12 protein-coding genes and 2 pseudogenes are annotated in these 18,706 nt (G+C 37.6%); 1 reads left to right on the forward strand and 13 read right to left on the reverse strand.

Annotated features, from left to right (window positions below):
- Nucleotides 1–12: 12 nt before the first annotated feature.
- The 12 genes and pseudogenes from IGI47_RS11475 to IGI47_RS11530 form a co-directional block, all read right to left on the reverse strand.
- Nucleotides 13–2,781 carry an endo-beta-N-acetylglucosaminidase gene (locus IGI47_RS11475; protein WP_438784275.1) on the reverse strand — a complete coding sequence of 923 codons (2,769 nt, stop codon included), beginning with the start codon at nucleotides 2,779–2,781 and terminating at the stop codon, nucleotides 13–15.
- 178 nt (nucleotides 2,782–2,959) lie between these two features.
- The gene (locus tag IGI47_RS11480) at nucleotides 2,960–3,730 is read right to left on the reverse strand and encodes a DeoR/GlpR family DNA-binding transcription regulator (RefSeq protein ID WP_438784276.1); all 771 of its coding nucleotides are present in this window, start codon (nucleotides 3,728–3,730) and stop codon (nucleotides 2,960–2,962) included.
- An 84-nt stretch (nucleotides 3,731–3,814) separates the two neighbouring features.
- The gene (locus tag IGI47_RS11485; RefSeq protein ID WP_438784277.1) at nucleotides 3,815–4,675 is read right to left on the reverse strand and encodes a ketose-bisphosphate aldolase; all 861 of its coding nucleotides are present in this window, start codon (nucleotides 4,673–4,675) and stop codon (nucleotides 3,815–3,817) included.
- Nucleotides 4,675–6,096, reverse strand: coding sequence for a PTS fructose transporter subunit IIC (locus IGI47_RS11490; RefSeq protein WP_438784278.1), 1,422 nt, complete (start codon nucleotides 6,094–6,096; stop codon nucleotides 4,675–4,677). Before IGI47_RS11490 ends, IGI47_RS11485 begins: the two co-directional genes overlap by 1 nt.
- A 79-nt stretch (nucleotides 6,097–6,175) precedes the next feature.
- Complete coding sequence (locus IGI47_RS11495; protein ID WP_311929583.1) at nucleotides 6,176–6,622, reverse strand: PTS sugar transporter subunit IIA; 447 nt, start codon at nucleotides 6,620–6,622, stop codon at nucleotides 6,176–6,178.
- A 563-nt stretch (nucleotides 6,623–7,185) separates the two neighbouring features.
- A complete protein-coding gene (locus tag IGI47_RS11500; protein ID WP_438784279.1) occupies nucleotides 7,186–11,415 on the reverse strand; it encodes a glycosyl hydrolase family 18 protein in 4,230 nt (1,409 codons plus the stop codon).
- 406 nt (nucleotides 11,416–11,821) lie between these two features.
- Nucleotides 11,822–11,884 (reverse strand): annotated as a pseudogene (locus IGI47_RS11505) (hypothetical protein); the annotation flags it as partial.
- A gap of 59 nt (nucleotides 11,885–11,943) precedes the next feature.
- Nucleotides 11,944–13,878 (reverse strand): M60 family metallopeptidase, encoded by a 1,935-nt coding sequence (locus IGI47_RS11510; protein ID WP_438784280.1) that lies wholly within the window; start codon nucleotides 13,876–13,878, stop codon nucleotides 11,944–11,946.
- 500 nt (nucleotides 13,879–14,378) lie between these two features.
- On the reverse strand, nucleotides 14,379–14,729 hold the full coding sequence (locus IGI47_RS11515; protein ID WP_438784281.1) for a hypothetical protein: 351 nt from the start codon (nucleotides 14,727–14,729) through the stop codon (nucleotides 14,379–14,381).
- A 428-nt stretch (nucleotides 14,730–15,157) separates the two neighbouring features.
- Nucleotides 15,158–15,845: pseudogene (locus tag IGI47_RS11520) on the reverse strand (response regulator transcription factor).
- 460 nt (nucleotides 15,846–16,305) lie between these two features.
- Entirely contained in the window at nucleotides 16,306–16,740 is a 435-nt protein-coding gene (locus IGI47_RS11525; protein ID WP_438784282.1) for a hypothetical protein, read from the reverse strand.
- 46 nt (nucleotides 16,741–16,786) lie between these two features.
- Entirely contained in the window at nucleotides 16,787–16,936 is a 150-nt protein-coding gene (locus tag IGI47_RS11530) for a helix-turn-helix transcriptional regulator (protein ID WP_311929592.1), read from the reverse strand.
- A 367-nt stretch (nucleotides 16,937–17,303) separates the two neighbouring features.
- Between IGI47_RS11530 and IGI47_RS11535 the strand changes: the two genes are divergently transcribed.
- Nucleotides 17,304–17,471 (forward strand): hypothetical protein, encoded by a 168-nt coding sequence (locus IGI47_RS11535; RefSeq protein ID WP_438784283.1) that lies wholly within the window; start codon nucleotides 17,304–17,306, stop codon nucleotides 17,469–17,471.
- Nucleotides 17,472–18,164: 693 nt separating this feature from the next.
- Here the strand turns inward: IGI47_RS11535 and IGI47_RS11540 are convergent.
- Complete coding sequence (locus IGI47_RS11540; RefSeq protein ID WP_438784284.1) at nucleotides 18,165–18,596, reverse strand: hypothetical protein; 432 nt, start codon at nucleotides 18,594–18,596, stop codon at nucleotides 18,165–18,167.
- Nucleotides 18,597–18,706 lie beyond the last annotated feature (110 nt).

The raw sequence follows: 18,706 nt of genomic DNA on the forward strand, positions 1-18,706 counted from the left end.
CTAAAAAAGTTTTTATCTTTCCTTTTTAGTTAAGCCATATGCTGCCAATTCATAAAGGCGCACTGCCGAGTCAGCTCCTTGTGTTGGTTGACTAACAGTCAATCGAATAAATCGTGCGGGCGTTGCTGTAAATGTATTGAGGGTATTGCTAGAACTATTGTTTACCGTACGAGAAACTTCATGAAAATTTATTCCATCTTCACTCAGCTCAAGTGTGTACGCTCTCGTGTTCATACTTGCACTTTCTCCTCCTGCTGAGGCATGTGCCATCTGTACTTCACTTACTATTTTTACTGATCCTAAATCAACTGTCAGGGTATGTGGCGCACTACCTGTTGCACACCATTTTGTTCCTAAATCTCCATCAACAGCGAACTTTGGTGCTTCCACTTCACTTACATAAGAAGAAGCTTCTACTTTGGCATCTTTAGATAATAAGGTTAAACCATTTTGTGCTTCATTGGTAATAGTGATGATTCCTTTCATTCTATTCGTGGTTGTACCTGCCTCATTGGTTGCGGTCAATTGAACATCGTAGACCCCTTCTTTAGAATAAGTCACCACAGTATTTTTGTCTTGACTTGATTCTATTGAGGACCCTTCAAACGACCATTGGATATTTTGTGTATTTGCCGAAGAAGTGTTTCTAAACTCAATTTTTTCACCTGGCGCCGCTATCGTTTTAGATACAGAAAAAGAAGCCTTAGGTGGTTGCATCTGTGGCCAGTCAAACGTGACGATCTGTGACGATTGGCCTTGCTTGCCGTAAATGTCAACAGGGACGATTTCGATACCTGTTACTGATTCTCCTTTCCGTTCAAGCGCATCAATAAAATGTTTTTCTGCAGATGTTGCCCCGATAAATGAACGCTCACCATTTTCCAGTACACGGAAAATTTCATAGCGTGCATTTTGTTCTGGATGAATACTATTCCATGTCAATCGAATGCCTGCATGTATCCCTTCTTCATCAAATTTAGCCTCTTCGATTACGGGATTTTCAACAATTGACGCGGATACTTTTCCTTGTGGTGCCGCAACGATCTGTCCAACATTCAATGTATATTCGCTATTGTCAGTGAAAGAAGATAGCTCATAAGAGATGGCAGTCACTACTTTATCCGTCGCTTTATTTAAGTGATAGACAACCGTAGTCCAATCATTTGTCACTTTTTTATTTCCTTTAAATGTTTCACTTGTTCCATCCTCAAATTCCAGTATGAGGTCTAAGTTTGTGCGGTCCGTTGCTTTTGCAGTAGTTGTGAATGTCATATTTTTTTCGATTTTAGCTTTTGTTTGATACAACTTGATTTTATTTGGTTCTTTTGCAGCTATCTTTCCAGCTAATGCAATTGAACTTCCACCATTATAAGCAGTCGTATAATCAATACTGCCGGATAACTCACTGCCGGATCCCTGTTCAATGATCCAGCGATATGTTGGCATGATGTCTTGCAGACTACGATTGTTCCATTCTGTTGTTGAAATCGGTGTTCCATTCAAATAATAGCTATAGCCATTTCCAACATTGAAATTCGTTACAAAAGGCCATTGTGTAATCGCGGTTTGCTCAACTGCGAAGGTAGAGATCCCTGGCCATTCAATCCCTTCTGGTAAAACACCCTTAGTCGGATCATTCTGTTTGTTTACCCAGAAATCTTCTTCTTTTTGTTGATATTCATTTGGATCACTAGCAGAAGAATAGGTCCAGCTTGGAACATATAAGCCTAGCGAGGTATAGGGTGTTCCTTGATTGTCAGCAAAAAGATTCCATCTTACCGGTGTATCATATCCTCTTTCTTGAACATCGATGCCGGCAAACAAATCATATGGATCAATCCCTAATGTCTCAGCTTTTTCTTTTGATTTACGTAATAAATCTTGACTGGCTAGTCGGTCGGTATTCCACCAGAAATTAAGAAACATGCTGTCTGCTACAGGATTCAAATCGGCATCCACTAGATAATCTTGATTTTTCTCTGTCAGTGCATTCTGCCAATCCATCTTCCCCTCATTTGTCATCGAATCATACCACATGACTTCCAATTCATTACTCGTTTTTTCCTTAAATTCAACGATCAGTTCTTTCATAAGATCTGCATGGGTTTTCGTTAAGCCGATCTCTGTTTCTTGGTTGATGAACCATCCATCAAACCTATACTTTTGAGCAACTTCGATCATTTTATCAACAATTGGAAAATGGCCTGTCGCATCCTTTTTTAAAAATGTATCAAGCCATTCGATTTTTCCGCCATGTGCTCCTTGAGGGAAGAAGATCGTTCCAAGTACTGGCACACCGTTTTTGTGCGCTGCATCTGTCACATCTGGACTTGGTGGAACGATTATTCCTTCACCAGCCGAACCGCCCCAGTAAACTAACTGATCAATATATTGCCAATTTGAAAAAACATTCGCATCAAACGTGTTCGAACCTCGTGGCGCATTACCGCTTGTACTACTATTCATGATCGATAAAGCAACCACTTTCATCTGTTCATTTTGCGTTTTGTTTGCTTTTATCAATTGAGATTTTTCTACTCTTTTTGCTAACGGTTCCGTACTGACGTTATATTTAGCATCTGCATCTTTCGCAAATGACCACTCTAACAATTCATCTGGGAACCAGTAAGATGATTCTGGCTGATTCTCCATTGAAGTGGCCACTGCACCTTGTGTTTCAGGTTGTTCCTCAGCAATGACAGGCATAGTTCCAAAAAATAATCCTATGATTCCAAACCCAACTAGTGTTCCTACTTTAAAAGTCTTCGCTAGCTTTTTCATTCAGTCCTCCTATAATATGATGCAACCTTTATTTTAAATAAAAATATTCCCGCTTGATCCTCCTTTCTATACAATAATTGTTACAATTAAAATGATAGCGCTTACTAAAAGGTGTGTACATGAACATATTATAGATTTATCAGCACAAATCATAGATTATGATACGGAGTTCTAGGCATCAATAAAAACAACGAATATGATGCTCATCCATTTTCGCAAATTGATCATTCTTTAGTTCTTTACTTGTCACTAAATAATCAATTTCATGGCACGCAATCGCTTGATGCATGAAGCGCTGCCCTACTTTCTCTTGTGTTGCCAATACCATCAAATGGTTTGCCTGCTTTCGGAACGCTTTTTTTAATAGTGCTTCTCCTTCATGTGTTTCGGTCACTCCTTGAGTAAAATCGAAGCCACGACAACTAATAATAGCTAAATCTGCAGAATATGTCAGTACGTCGTTGTAAGCTTTTGAGCCATTGATCGTCGCTCGTTTTTGAACGATCGTTCCACCTACGATCGATACTTTTGCTGATGTAAATTCGTTTAGCATCGCTGCTGTGATCACGCCGTTTGTAATGATCTGCAATCCTTCATATCTTCCTAGATTTCGAATCAGGTGCAAACTAGTCGTACTAGAATCTAAAAACAAGACCATATCATCTTTGATCAAGGATGAGGCAATGTCTGCGATCTTTCTTTTTTCTGTTTCTTCATCTAATTGATTGATTTTCATCAAATATGGCACATCGATTTTTTGATTATCTACTAACATTGCACCGCCACGAACTCGGCGAATCAAGCCACTCTTTTCTAAGGATACAAGATCACGCTTGATCGTTGCCTCACTGTAATTAACTAAATCGATCAGATCAGTGATTCTTACAAACTGATTGCTTTTTAAATGATTCACGATTTTCTGTTGACGATCTTCTACTTCACTTAGCATTTTCGTCTCCTCCTATTCTTTGTATCTACTTTAACACCAAAAAGAGCTTTGGCAAAAGCCAGCGCTCTTTTGGATCATGACTTTTTAATATAGTTCTGCTTTACCAATCGTATTCAGTACACCCATTTTATGCTTCACTACCTCTTGAACTTTTTTATTTGCGTAAGGATAGACAGCATTTGGTTCATACATTTCTGGATTGTCGCTCAATATTTCTCGTAGTGCATCAAAGAACACACTCTTGAGATCTGAACTGAGATTGACTTTTGCCACCCCATATCTGACTGATTCACTGACTTCCACATCTGGATTACCTGAACCACCATGCAATACAAATGGCTTATCGATTTGCTGATTCAACTCTTTCAATAATTCGATGTTCAATTTTGGCGTTTTGTCTTTAGGATATAATCCATGAGCTGTGCCGATAGCAATGGCTAATGAATCGATATTCGTTTCTTCGACAAAATGTTTTGCTTGTTCAGGATCTGTATAGATGATGTTCGCCGCCCCACCTTCTGCAGAGCCGTTATTGCCAATCGTTCCAATTTCTGCTTCTACTGAGACACCCACTGCATGAGCTAATGCAACGACTTCCTTGGTAATCGCTAAATTGTCTTCAAAAGATTGTAAAGATGCATCGATCATCACCGAAGTATAACCATTTCGTATCGCCCGCAAAACATCTTTCACTGTACCACCATGATCCAAATGAATCACTACAGGAACCTTACTATTATGGGCATACGCTCTAACGGAAGCAACGAATTCATCATTGAGATAAGCAATTTCATCAGGATGGATCTCTAAAATAACTGGAGCATTTAATCTTTCAGATTCTTCTATGATTGCTTTCAACATATCATAACTACAGATATTGAAAGCCGGAATGGCAAATTGATTTTCCTTTGCAACTTTTAGTAACTCTTTCATTGTATATAACATTATGCTTCCACCTCATTTGTTAGTTTTTCTTCTTTTACTTTTTCTGTAACTGTCTTTTCTTCCACTGATTTTTTTAGCAATCCTAAGGAAAGTGCTGTAACCACTGTTCCAGAGACAATCGCGACTAGATACATTGGTAAATCATTCAATACATTAGGGATCAGCATGACCCAAATACCGCCATGAGGGGCCATCGAAGTTACACCAGCTCCCATCGAAATCCCTGCAGCAGTAGCAGACCCGATAATCAAGCTAGGAATAACGCGAATAGGGTCAGATACCGCAAAAAGAATCGCTCCTTCTGTAATATAGGAAGCTCCTAGTATCCAGCATGATTGTCCAGAAGTTTGTTCTTCCTTCGTAAATTTTTTCTTGAACAAAATCGTCGCTAACGCGATACCTAAAGGCGGCGTCATCCCTGCAGCCATACAAGCTGCAATCGGTGCATTCACACCTGCCGACATCAAACCGATGGAAAATGTAGAAATCGACTTATTGATAGGGCCACCCATGTCAGCCGCCATCATGACCCCAATAATCAGACCAAACATCACCCCCGATGTATTTCCTAAACTATTCAACCAGTTAGTCAATGTATCCAATAACCAAGAAATCGGCTGTTCGACAATGAAAACCATGGCTAGACCAACAATAAGAATCGATACAAGCGGCACTACGATCAACTGATAGATCGAAAGAAGTTCTTTTTTGATCGTTACTTTATTTGCTAGAAAATCAGTCAGATACCCCGCTAATAATCCACCGATCATTCCGCCAAGAAATCCAGAACCTCCAGTTGAAGCAAGTAGGCCAGCAACAATCCCTGGAGAAAATCCAGCTTTTCCAGCAATCGAAGTAGCGATACCTGCTCCTAAAGCCGGCACCATCATGGCAAACGCTGTATCGCCACCAATACGTGACAGCGCACCTGCTAATGCATTATAATTTTCTGATTGCGGATCTGAAGCTGTAATACCGAAAGCAAAGCTCAACGCAATGATAATGCCTCCAGCAATTACAAATGGCAGCATATAATTCACGCCACTCATAAAATGATTATAGAGAGTTGGCTTTTGATTTTTTGTTGCTTTTTGTTTCGTTTCTCCTGAAACTTCACTTACTCCAATTCCTTCTAATGCCTCTTTGATCACCAGTTCTGGTTCTTTGATCGCCCGACTCGTGGATATTCTTTTTACTTTTTTACCTGTAAACCGTTCCATATCGATCTCTTTATCAATCGCTAAAATAATTGCTTGTGCCTCTGCAATTTCACTTTCCGTCAGTGTATTTTCAGTTTTGATTCCTTGTGTTTCAAACTTTGCTTCAAGATTCATTTTCTTAGCAGTAATCTCTAGTTTTTCCGCTGACATATACGTGTGGGCAATTCCAGTAGGACAAGCTGTCACACCAATTATTTTCATCGTTTTTCTCCCCCATCTGCTTTTTTACTAGCATACTTCTGATACCTGATAACAATAGTTCATCTTTTGGATAGTCACTTTACTCAGTTAAACACGTGAGGATTTCTGCTGCAGTAACTGCCTCTTTCAATTGTTCTCTAAATACTGGATCAATCAATTTTCGTGACAATGAGCTCAAAATTTCTAAATGTTCGTCTGCTGACTTTTTAGGTACGGCGATTGCAAACACACATTCAATCGGTTGTTCGTCCATTCCAACATAGTCGGTGATCCTTCCACTATGGACAAAACAGAGTGTCGGCTCCAACACATACTTACTTTTTGCATGAGGGATACCAAATCCATCCTCTATCCCCGTTGAGGTCTCATTTTCTCTTTTTAGAAAATCCTTGATGATTTTTTTAGAGTTCTTGACTCTGCCACTTTCTTCCAACCTTCTACCTAAGCAATCAAACAATGAACTTTTTGAACGAATCGTCTCATCGAAAATAATCAATTCTTCTGTAATCAATTGTTCAATATTCATTTCCATCACCTCTCTATTCTCTTTGTTATCGCTTTCTTTTTTAACTGTGGCAAGTATAGCATCGCTAGCTGAACCGTTCAATGCTTTGACCGAATAACGAAAACAATGCAAATTTACTAAAAATAAATCATAAAAATGAACGATTTAGCTCACTTTTTTCACTAATTCATGACACAAGCTAGAGGAATTATGTTCAACTTCGTCCTTTTCTATTTACGACATGATGTAAAAGTGATTATTCGCATCCCATCTTTTCCTGCAACCTTATCAAACTAATCGACATTGACGTAAAGTAAAAAAATAAAACCATAAATCATAAGATACGAATTGAAACCCGTAAAAAAATCCAACGGATGGCTTATTTGGACATTAGAAAGAGATCGAGACAAAAGTCGTTTAGGTTTGAGAAATTGGAGTTAAACACTTCTGTCCCAGCTTCATTTATCCTTGTGAAAATTTTATAAAACCTTTATCAACAAAAAACGGAGTAGATTTCTCTACTCCGAAAAAGTATGAATTTTTGAGGTTGTTTTCTGTTTTGACAGCTTTTATTTAGTACTCAGTTAAATTTTTTCCCATGCCCCCCATTGTTGGACCGTTTCTGGGTTGACGTTTTGATTCCACCATTTTGCACGATATGTTTGACTGTTAAGTGTGACGATTTGTCCAGTAAGATAAATAGCAGAAGGATTCCATTTCCCATCTTTTTCAGATTCTTCTGGATTGACTAGTGACCAAGGCCCCCATTCTCCTGATTCGCTTGGACGATTATTTTGCGTCCAATGATTAGCTATATATTCTTTGCCTTCAAACATCACTTTTTCTCCACCTAAGTAAATCTTATTAGGATCCCACTGTGGAATTGTTTCTGTGCTTTCTTCTTTCGTTACAAACGATTTACTGACTTCATCCGATTCATTGCCAGAGGTATCTACCGCTCTTACAGCTACTTTATATTCTTCTCCTGCTTGCAAACCACTAATCGAATGGTTTAGGGCAGTTACTGTTTTTTCAGTCGTCACCCCTTTTCCAGAAACATTGATGATGTAGTGAGAGACAGCTACATTATCCGTTGAAGCTTTCCAAGAAACAGTTGCGCTTTTTTCTGTAATGTTTAGAATCGATAGATTACTTGGCGCTGTAGGTTTTTGATTATCAACAGGCATCTTTTCTGTTTGTACCGTTAATTCATTACTTAACGCAGAAGTATTTCCTGAAGTGTCAATTGCTTGTACACGATACGCGTATTCTTTTTCTGCTTCTACAGTCGTGTCCGTGAAGCTAGTTGTTTTTGTCGTACCTATTTTGTTTCCATCACGGAAAATCAAGTATTCTTTCACAGCTACATTATCTGTTGCTGCCTCCCAGTTCAGCGCTACTGAGTGATGCGTTATTTTACTTGCAGTTAGATTTTTTGGCATTGTTGGTGCTTCTGTATCTGGCTCAATATCACTTTCACCAAATGTTTGCGCAACTTTCGTAAACTCAAATCGATTCTTGACTTGGCCAACACCGTTATCGATTTTTGCATCTCGATTGATCGACCAGAAGGAAACCATCCCGATGTTCTTCTCAACCGCGTGATCGACAACTTGTTTCATCATTTCTGTCGTAAAGTATGGATGTCCGGTATTTTCAAAACCAACAGATGGTGTTGTTCCTAATTTTGCATAGGCTTGTTCTGTGGTTAAATCAATCCCTGCATATTTTTTGAAGTAATCTTTCACTTGCTTCATTGTATTATCCACAGCATCAATTGATCCTTTTGCATAATCTGGTACACTAGCACCATAACACATCGTCATGATATTTATATTTTCTAGATCAACACCTTCTTCAAGGTATGCTTTCAATACATCAAGCCCCGTTTGGATCAAACCTGTTGGCATTACCGGTAATGTAAGTGTCACCTTCACACCAGTAAGTTCTTGGACTTTCTTTATCGCTTTTGCATTTGCTTTGTTGTGCTGATAATCCATTGCTCCTGCTTCTACATCTAGGTCAATTCGAGTCAATCCGTAACCTTCGATCAATTCCTGATATGCATTAGTCAGGATCGTGACATCTTGTGTCAACTCCCAGAAAGCACCAGAATTTAGTCCACCAAATGAAAGAGCTACATCTCCACCCTCTTCACGTAGTTCACGAATTGCTTTTTTGATTCCTTCATATTGCCACTGGTCATTGTTTAGTTCGTTAAGGTCGCTGAATCCACCCCACGACCAATTTAGTCGACCATTCACTACACCGGTTGCTTGCATAAAGCCAAGATTGAAGAATTTAGTTTCCGATTGTTTTGCAATTTCAGCTAAATTAGGTGCACCGTTATTGCTGAATTCCCTATCAGAAACATAAGCTGTCATGTCGACGAATGGTGCCATGACTTGTGCTGGCCATTGGATTCCTTGTCCAACACCAAAATCAACTGTAGCCTTTTGTTTGACGGTTATCGTTCTTTCTTGACGAGTCGTATTGCTGTCACTATCTGCCACAGAATAAGCTAAGGTGTATACTCCCACTTTCGTTGTATCAACACTACCAGTTACCTTGATCTGATTTGTCAGATCACCATCTTCTTTGTCCGTCGCTGTTACTCCTGCTAATAGATCAAAGCTTTCGCCTACTGTGATGGTTTGATTGTTTACTCCGAAGAATTGTGGTTTTTCATTACTGATTTCTTTCTTCTCAACCGTGATCACGCGTTTCGCAATCGTCTCATTTCCATCAGAATCGGTCACTGAATAGGTAAGTGGATAATTTCCTTCTTTAGCTGTGTCCACCTTACCAGTTACCTTGATCTGACCTGTCAGATCGCCATCTTCTTTGTCCGTCGCTGTTACTCCTGCTAATGGATCAAAGCTTTCGCCTACTGTGATGGTTTGATTTCCCACACCAGAAATCACTGGTGCTTGATTACTTTCTACTTCCCCAATGATTGTTTGAGAGGATAGTTGTGTTTTATCGTCATAGTATTGTTCTAAGACCACCGACTCGATCTGGTCTGGAGAGACCTCTTGACTGTCATTACGCACCAGTTTGAATGTGTATGTATTTCCAGGAGTCAAGAAACGGCCATCGTAAACAGCAGATAAGTCGACGATCGACTTGTCTCCGTCAACAGTTACAGCACCTGCCTTATAATCTCCACGTGCTAAAGTTGCACCATCTTTTAGAGTGAAAATCAGTTTAGGACGTTTTACTGTACTATAAAATTTATCTGCTGGTTGTAACGCGTTTCCAGCGTAATTTTCTAAAACTTCATTGTTTTTAAGTGTGAGTTCAAAACCTTTTTTCCCAGAATCTGTTGATCCTAATCGAATAGCCATATCCACGTCTAACCGTAAATCATAGTCCTGTTTTTGTACTGGTAATGCTTCTTTTCCAAATAGACCTTCTTTAATGGCTTTAGTTAATTCATCACGGACTGCACTATTATTTGTCGCTTTATCTTGTGAGGCCATCCATGAGATCATTCCACCTAATTGATGTTTTTTAACGTATTCTGCTTTCGCAGTTACTGAGCGGACGTTATCGAATGTATAAAAATCTTTTGTAGATTCACTATACATGAATGGTGCTTGTGCCTCTTCATCCCAATACTCTTTTAAGTCAGGCATCTGTGCTTTTAGCTTGTCGATACTGCGATAAGACCACACACCACTCATTCTCCCACCATCACCAATAGCCGCTGGCGCTTCATTGTTTGCTCCTTTTGAAGCAGTTCCGTCCGCATCTTTATTTGTCGCACTAGCAGGTTGAAAAAGTCCTGGTCGTGAAGTATCTCCGCCTTTTTCGACAGTATCCCACCCTCTAGTATAAAATGCTGCACCAATGACGATTTTTTTGGGATCAACATTTTTACCAAGTAAATAATCAACGACAGCATCAATAGAGTAGCTTGTTGGGTCATTTGGATTTGTATACAATGCTGTTTGGTGTCCTGCTTTTTCATCCCAAGCACCATGTAGATCATAGGTCATCACGTTTCCGAAATCAATGATATCGAATAAGCGTTTAACATCCATGTGTTCTGCTAGTTTTTCTTTCGCTCCATGAATGGCTGTTGACAATTCATAGGTCTTACCAATCTCAGCTCCTTGTTTGTCCAGAGCGTTACGGAGATCCTGCATCAGTGTTAGATAATTTTCACGATCTTGCGGCCCTGCATCAGGTGTTCCCTCATCATTTTTATTATCGACTAAATCTGGTTGACGAACACTATTCGGATATTCCCAATACACATCGATAAAATCCATATCTGTATATTTTAGAAATTGCATCACATTTTTTACATATTTAGCTCGCTTAATTGGGTCTGCTGCTACTTTTGAAAAGTCGCCAGATTTCGACCACCCACCTAAACTAATACCCGTTTTGATATTCGGATTTTTTTCACGGAGAGCTGCTAACGCTGGAATGATTCCACCAAGTTGGCTTCCCCATTCATGACCAGAGCCAACCCCTGAAGCAAATGCGGCATCTTGATCCGGTAAAAGCAAATCACCATTGCTGTCCATGTCAACAAAAGCAAAATTGATGTGGGTATACTGATCAGCTGGCATATCTTTTGGAAAATAATTCCCTTGCCCACCATAAATCGACCAGTCACCATAGTACATGACATTTCGATAGGTTGGTTGAGTTTTTTCTTGTGAGTTTGTTTGAATATTTGTTTCCGTTGTTTCATTCGCGTAGGCATCTGCTACTGACGCTACTAGCGACATTGGAATAGCAGACATAACAGTTAGTGCTGCAGAAGATAACGACATTGCCTGTTTGATTTTTTTCTTCATTGTTTTTCCTCCTTTGTATATCTGTGATGAGAACATTGTTATACCTTTGATCAAGGTATAACTTTACTATAGCAATAAATAACTGATACGAAGTTTCACTTTTTTCCATTACCAAGAAGTTCTTGCTTTTCTGTTTGAGGTATTCAAAATCAAGCAAAATAAACAAAAAAGAATGTAGAACAAATCTAAAATTCAGGTTTGCGACAGACTCTCAAATAAACGGCGGCCAAAAATCAGTTTTTTCGAAAATTCCGAAAAAAACAAGCAATACAAAAAGCGTATTGCTCGTTTTTCTCTCCAATTTTTCAAAACTAAGCGACTTTTGTCTCGACCTCATTTTTTAAATGTCTCTCAGTAACACGTCCACGTCGCATTATCTACCGCTTTTGTAATTCGCTGTGACTATCTATCCTTTTATCTTCCATGCTGCTGAATGAGTAGGCTCTTCCCTTTTATTCCACCACTTTGCTTGATAAGTGACACCATTGTAGGTGACCGTATCACCTGCTACTAAACAGTCACTTTATTCTAATTCTTTTTGACAGTATTTGTTCCTCCGATAGGTTCCCAGGCTGGTGAAGTATCTGGTGTTTCCCCTTTTACCCACCATTTTGCGCGATAAGTTACCCCGTTATATATGACAATATCACCTAATACGTATACTTTTTCCTTACTCCATTGCTGATTAGATCCGGGATCATTTATTGCTTCCCATACATCAGAAACACCAGGAACCGCTCCTTTATTCCACCATTTTGCTCGGTAGGTGATTCCTTTATACGTTACGATATCTCCTGCCACATAAGCCGACTCCTTAGCCCAAGTGTCAGAAGAACTATTTTCTTCTTTGGTAACTACTGTTAAACTCTGGCTTTTGTCTGACTCATTGTTTTTTGCATCATACGCACTGATTTGATAAGTATAAGTAGTGTTGCTATTTAAATGAAGATCTGAAAAATTGGTTTGTCCTGTTTTTGCAATCCATTGACCGTTTCGATAAATGTTATACCCTGTTACGCCTACATTATCTGAAGCAGGATTCCATCTCAACTGAACAGAATCAGAAGTAACTGTTGCTACTATATTCGTTGGAATCGTAGGAGCTTGTGTATCTTCTTCGATATTGCCAATTTCTCCAGTCATCTCATCGCGATACTCCCAAATTTTCTTCGTTAGTTTTGGTAATGCCGCTAATTCTTTTTTGCTCTCATTCGTTACTTCAATACCCCATTGCTCAAAAAATGGAGTTAGATTTTTTCCACTGATCTTTGAAGCAGAAACTACAAAATACTGGCGTTTTGCTTGTTCGGACGAAAGAGACTTTTGTTCTTCTCTGTAGCGTTTATGTAAATTAGGATAGAAGTCTTCTCCAAAGGCAAGTTCTAATTGCCAAAACATTCCTAATCGCATCCAAACATCTTGCTGATCAAACTCTTTTTTCGTTTGATTCAGATAGTTAAACATTTCTCTGTAAGTATTGCCCTCTTCTAGTCGACTACGTTGCCCAAACGCTTTTTGTGCCCGTAAAGAATAGATGTTGACCGTCACTTCGACCATATCATGCCAATCCATACGCTCCATTTGATAGGTATGACCAATTTCATGCCACATGCCCCATTGATTTAATTTTTCAGGTTCTAATAAGGCGTCCATTGTTTCCGTATGATAAGCGGTGTGTTGATAAAAAGCATACATAAATGCATCCGCTTCTTTTGTTTCCCGCATATGTTGAACCAAACCAGTTGGCCTACGATGTAGCGAAGAACTTCCGTCCAATCCTGCTGTTTGAGCATGAAGTCTCACCACTTTTTCCTGTGTTTCTAAAATTTTCGTTGGATCTTTGACTAGATGAATAGATTCATTTGAAGCAGTAATCAATACTGTGTCACCCACTAGCTCGTACCCTGGGGCATCGGGATAATTACTTACTAACTCTTGCCACTCCTGATTTGTTGTTTCGCCTAGAATAAATCGCGGAACAGTAATCCCTCCCCTGATTTCTACATGAATACTTCCTTGTGATGTTTGTTCGGTTTCATTTTGAATATGAATGATTCCTTCCATACTCCCAGCAATGATATTCTTGCCCTTTTTTAGTGTCTCACCAGAATTTGCACCTTCGTTATAGTCATTCAAAGCAATACCTGAAATCGTATAAGAAGGCATTTTTCGCTGATCCGTCTGCTCATCCACATAAATTTCAATGACTTCGTGTGCTCGTTTGTAGATACCCGTTGATTGATTCGTACTTGGACCAAACCAATTATCTAAAATTCTTGCGCGATAATTTTCGACATGTTCACTTTGCTTGATTTCCAAATACTTGGCAATATTTTGATTTGATTTTGTTGTGCTTGATACGAACTCTCTTTCATTTCCTTCGACTTCCACACTTAACCTGTTTGAAAAAAGAATGATCCCTAACATTGAACAACAAAAAAGAAGCTTTTTTTTATTTTTCATAGTTTCTCCCCATCATTTTTATTTGTGTACAAAATAACGGTATCATACATAAAGAAAAAGATTTATCCATCTTTTTCTTTGAATAGAAATTAATAAAAAAATACAAAAAATTAGCTTTTTTCTTTTCAGTTCAACATTTCACTGGATAAAAAATAAAATTACTTTCTTTTTAAAATAACTAAAATTACAAATGATATTTTCAATCCGTTAGAGAAATCACTTGTTGCATTTCCTGATTTCATCAGCAATATCCCTATAAAAACAAGGATCTTTTTACAACTTAGATACCTGTTAGATAAAATGCTATTCTTTTGTGTTCAGTAACTTGTTTCAAGAGATTTTACTTATAAAATAATCCAAATAGGAAATTTTTAGAGGCTGGGACAGAAGTGTTTAACTCCGAGAAATAAGAAGAAATTTACGAAAATTGCTTTTCAAATTTTTGTGAATTTCGGCTTATTTAAGAAAGAGTTGCTTCTGCTCCCACCGTTTATTCGTTTTTAAAGAATGAGACAAAAGTGTTTCTTACTTTTGTCCCACACTTTTTTAATTTCCAAAAAACCTGATTTTTGGACGCCGCTTATTCGAGAGTCCGTGGCAAACCTGATTTTTAGCTTTGTACCACATTCTTTTTCGTATTTTCCACCTGTACCAAAGGCCAGCATAACATCACTTGAAAATCCTCTTCTTCTGATGATAGTTCCAGATACCCTTACCAATTCTTGAATAATAAATAGGCCTAATCCTGGAGAATCCTCACTATCCGCTAAATTCTCAGAATAAAATTGAGTAGTCAAGCAAGCTAAGTTTATGATTGGCTGCTGCGTTTTGTTCCGCAAAATCAGCTGCATAAATTTTCCTTCATGATGCAAACGGATCGTCAAATCATCTCGCCCATGTTTCAATGTATTACTAAAAGATTTTGCAAGATGCGTTCTAATAATTCCATATCATTTTCGATCCACAAATCTTCTTCAATATCCAAAGTTACCTTGAATTGATACTGTGTGAGTGAATCATAAATGGATGGCTAAATCTAATGTAGCTTTTTCCTGTTGACTTGTTATTTGCAGCATCTGCAATTCAGAAAAAAGATCATTGATTTCCTAAATCATCTGATTCAAAGCACGACTATACATTTTTGTTGTTAATACAACATTGGAATGATTCTTCCGTTTTTCTTATATTTCTTGTGCACTCTTTTTGATTCCCAGCACTTGTCGCACATATAAAATACCGACTAGCAGACATAAAAAAGTGATAAAAACTGTATAATAGATCATTCTGACGCTCCTTTTAGTCGAACCCCTAGTCCCCAAATCGTTTCGATATACTTTAGACTCTCATCTAGTTGCGCAATCTTTTTTCATAAATTACTTAAATGTGTGTTCAACATATTGTCACCGGTCAAATAAATTTCGTGCCAAACGTTTTCATATAACTGTTCCTTCGTAAAAATTTGCTCAGGATGTTCCACCCACGTCTTTAAAATTGCAAATTCTTTTTTTCCTAGATGAATTTCTTGATGCCCCTTTTTCAAAGTAAAATCTCGACCATCTAAAATCAGCTCACGAAAATTCCAACTGGTGATCTCTTGTTGATTTTTTTCCTGATCCATTACGCAACTGCACTGTAACACGAGCGAGTACTTCATCTAAATCAAAAGGCTTCGTGATATAATCATTCGCTCCATCCAGTAATACTTGACTAACCTTTTTCTTATCACCTAAAGCAGTTAACATAATAACAGGTACATCACTACTCTTTCTTATTTCTCGTAACACTTCTTCGCCATTTTTTCCTGGTAACATAATATCCAGTAGTACTAAATCAAAGGATTCTGTTTGAAAGTAAAGTACTGCTTCTGTACCAGAAAAAGCTGGCTGCACTTCATAATATGCTTGTAAATGCTGACACAGTATTTCATTGATCTCATCCGTGTCTTCTACAACTAAAATCTTTTCCACACTTTTCACCTCATCTTTCAAAAATAGTCCCCTTACTTTCAAAAACAATCGTCATATCCAGCTGGTTGTTTCTCCAGTCAAATTTCAAATGACGCTTCCTGAACTGCGCTCATCCTAACGTGTCCAGCTCTCTTGACACTATTAAAACAAAGCCAGCCCACTGATTTGTCAGTATTAGAGCCACAAAACACAGACCAAAGTAGTATCACTATTATAGAACACAAAAAAACAGACCCCACCGTAGTGAAGTCTGCTAAACCTTGATTGCTCAATGTTTTTATTATTCCGCAGCGTTTGCGTCTTTGAGACCGTATTGAGAGCTGCGTTACTTTCTAGTGTTATCTGCTAAATAGAAAACAGCTTAAGTACAGGATTCTTGAGGAATTACAAAACCTAATAAAGTTCAGTAAAATTTGATTGAGAAGGTCAAAAGTATGGTCAAAAAAATCTCGCCAGTATATTAATTTTTCAACTCACGTTTTATGCTCACAGATTGAATAAATAAGAAGGCTGTAAAAAAAGAAAATATAACAAATTGGATCACACTAAGAAAAGCAAAGGTGATCCGGTTTCCCACGATAAATGACTGATGTACTAGTAATTGGGGCAACATTGGGATAATTGAATAAATCGTAAGTATGATAAAAATTTTCCATGCCCTCAAAAGATAATGATCTTTGATTGCTCTTTTTCGAATCATATAGAGCATTGCGGAAAAGGTCCCAACCAGTAACATCAGCATATCCATAATAGTTGATACACCATCTACACGTATCACCTCTAAATCTGCCAAAACATCTTTGATTACTAGTAACAATACAAATAGCCCGCATCCTCCGACAATAGCTCTCCCATGATAATAAATCATCCGTTTATCCATGCCTTTTTCAAACATCACCTATTCCTCCCAAAATAAGTCATCTAAAGTAACACCAAAAACTTTATAGATCCTGATCCACAATTCTAAAGTCTGTTGTATTCCTTTTTTTTATCGCACAAATTGTTTGCTTCGAAACATTGACCTCATCTGCTAAATCTTTTCGAGTCATGCCATGCTGAGCACGCAATGCTTTCAACTTTTTATTTATCATAGCATAGTAGCTAGTAGCATTTTCCCTAATCTTTTATGACCTGATTATAAAGCATAATTGCCTAAATGCTTATTGCATTTTCCTGAACTATACCAAATCATAAAAACTAGATATCAAATCTCCAACACTTTAGTAACATGAAATTTTAAGCATCCATTATATTACTTTACAATACAGCCTTTAGTATACTAATTTAAAAAGTAAGGTAGTACGTGAGAAAAAGTTTTTTGGAACAAAAAATATCATCACAGATGTTAAAAGGTATTCTCACAGGTTCTATCTTAATTATATCCAAGGATAAATCCTTATATGGATATTGGTTCAGTTCAATGCGACATTACAGACCTGCTTGACGAAGGAAAATAGTTTGTATTACGGAGATTTTCTGGTGTATATGCGACTGGTTGGCTTTATCCGTAATGAACATAAAACCGAGAAATTACTGTTGGGAATTATTGAAAACATTGTGGCTGCTCAACATCTGGGAATATCTGCAGAAGATTTTTTGGCAAAAATCCTAAGAGGTGACAGATGAATTACTTCAATAACTATCAATCAGCTGGAAAGATAATCTTAAGCTAGTTCTATTGAAGATTGGTGCATTCATGCTGTTCCATCTTCTTCCAGCATTGACTTTACGCGAAAAAGGACTCGATTTGGGAAAATTCGCTCTCTCAAGTAGTATATATTTTATGGTCTTAATATTTCTTCTTCTGTGGCTTTTTGGAAAAAGCATTTTTCATTTTTATCAATAATCTTTAAAAGGACTTATTTTTCATTGTTTCTTTTGAGTTACCGATGAACTGGTAATTTGAATAGTATCTCTACTAGTACATCCAAAATCTGATAATATTGGAAATTATCAAACTTTTTTTGGCGTCGGCATCTATGACTAAACCGAATTTTGTTATCTGAGGTGGTATATTGATCACTTTAAAATGAGCCCCTACTCTTGTTTTTTTCATGCTAGAACGCTCAATGGTGGAATCTCATTGCCAAGTAAACCGGTTATTTTGTCAATTTTTATTAATAATTTTTTTGAGTTATTAAGAATACCTGGTGGAACAATAGAACAGAGATACATTCTTTTATTCAATTAAATTTTACTTCTTCTATAGCCTAACTTTTTAGTAATTGTTCAGATTCAGAAACGACATTCTATCTGTGTTTTCAAGAATGTAATTTTCTCGTTGCAAATTCAATATACAACCAGCTATACATCTACAAGTCACGTATCTAATAGACCAAAGAAATTTTTTTCACGCAAAAAATAGTAATTAAAGCTGGAGTAACTAGATTCTCCTAAAGAAAAAACATCGTCAGCGTCAATATAAAAATAATGCTTCCGATTAAATGCCTTGAAACTAATACAATGAAAACTCGTTAAAGATAACTCGCGAGCCTGAAATTCATGAATATCCTCGTGAGAGATTCTCTTTGGGATATCTACTCCGTATTTTTTAAGTATGATTTCACTATGAGTGAAGACCAGCAAATATTGTTTGGAGATAAAAAATTCATACATCGCACTTCCTTTTGCATAAGTGAAAATTGCAGGATTAGGCCCTTTTGAGACTTCAATATAGTTATGGTTCGGAACTATATTAAGACTACTAATAAATTTTTCATATTCAATCTTCTCTTCATATTTAGAAATCATGACTTAATGCTCCCTCATATTGACATCTAATGGCTATTCAAATGCTGTCATCCGGCAATTTATTTCAATACAGTATCAAAATGCTTAATAGCAATAATTTCCAGAGGTTA

Source organism: Enterococcus sp. AZ191 (assembly GCF_051713845.1).
Taxonomy (GTDB): domain Bacteria; phylum Bacillota; class Bacilli; order Lactobacillales; family Enterococcaceae; genus Enterococcus_B; species Enterococcus_B durans.

Coding starts and splice junctions, on each gene's coding strand:
- IGI47_RS11475 (WP_438784275.1), bottom strand. CDS start 2,781: ATGAAAAAGCTAGCGAAGACTTTTAAAGTAGGAACACTAGTTGGGTTT.
- IGI47_RS11480 (WP_438784276.1), bottom strand. CDS start 3,730: ATGCTAAGTGAAGTAGAAGATCGTCAACAGAAAATCGTGAATCATTTA.
- IGI47_RS11485 (WP_438784277.1), bottom strand. CDS start 4,675: ATGTTATATACAATGAAAGAGTTACTAAAAGTTGCAAAGGAAAATCAA.
- IGI47_RS11490 (WP_438784278.1), bottom strand. CDS start 6,096: ATGAAAATAATTGGTGTGACAGCTTGTCCTACTGGAATTGCCCACACG.
- IGI47_RS11495 (WP_311929583.1), bottom strand. CDS start 6,622: ATGAATATTGAACAATTGATTACAGAAGAATTGATTATTTTCGATGAG.
- IGI47_RS11500 (WP_438784279.1), bottom strand. CDS start 11,415: ATGAAGAAAAAAATCAAACAGGCAATGTCGTTATCTTCTGCAGCACTA.
- IGI47_RS11510 (WP_438784280.1), bottom strand. CDS start 13,878: ATGAAAAATAAAAAAAAGCTTCTTTTTTGTTGTTCAATGTTAGGGATC.
- IGI47_RS11515 (WP_438784281.1), bottom strand. CDS start 14,729: ATGCAGCTGATTTTGCGGAACAAAACGCAGCAGCCAATCATAAACTTA.
- IGI47_RS11525 (WP_438784282.1), bottom strand. CDS start 16,740: ATGTTTGAAAAAGGCATGGATAAACGGATGATTTATTATCATGGGAGA.
- IGI47_RS11530 (WP_311929592.1), bottom strand. CDS start 16,936: ATGATAAATAAAAAGTTGAAAGCATTGCGTGCTCAGCATGGCATGACT.
- IGI47_RS11540 (WP_438784284.1), bottom strand. CDS start 18,596: ATGATTTCTAAATATGAAGAGAAGATTGAATATGAAAAATTTATTAGT.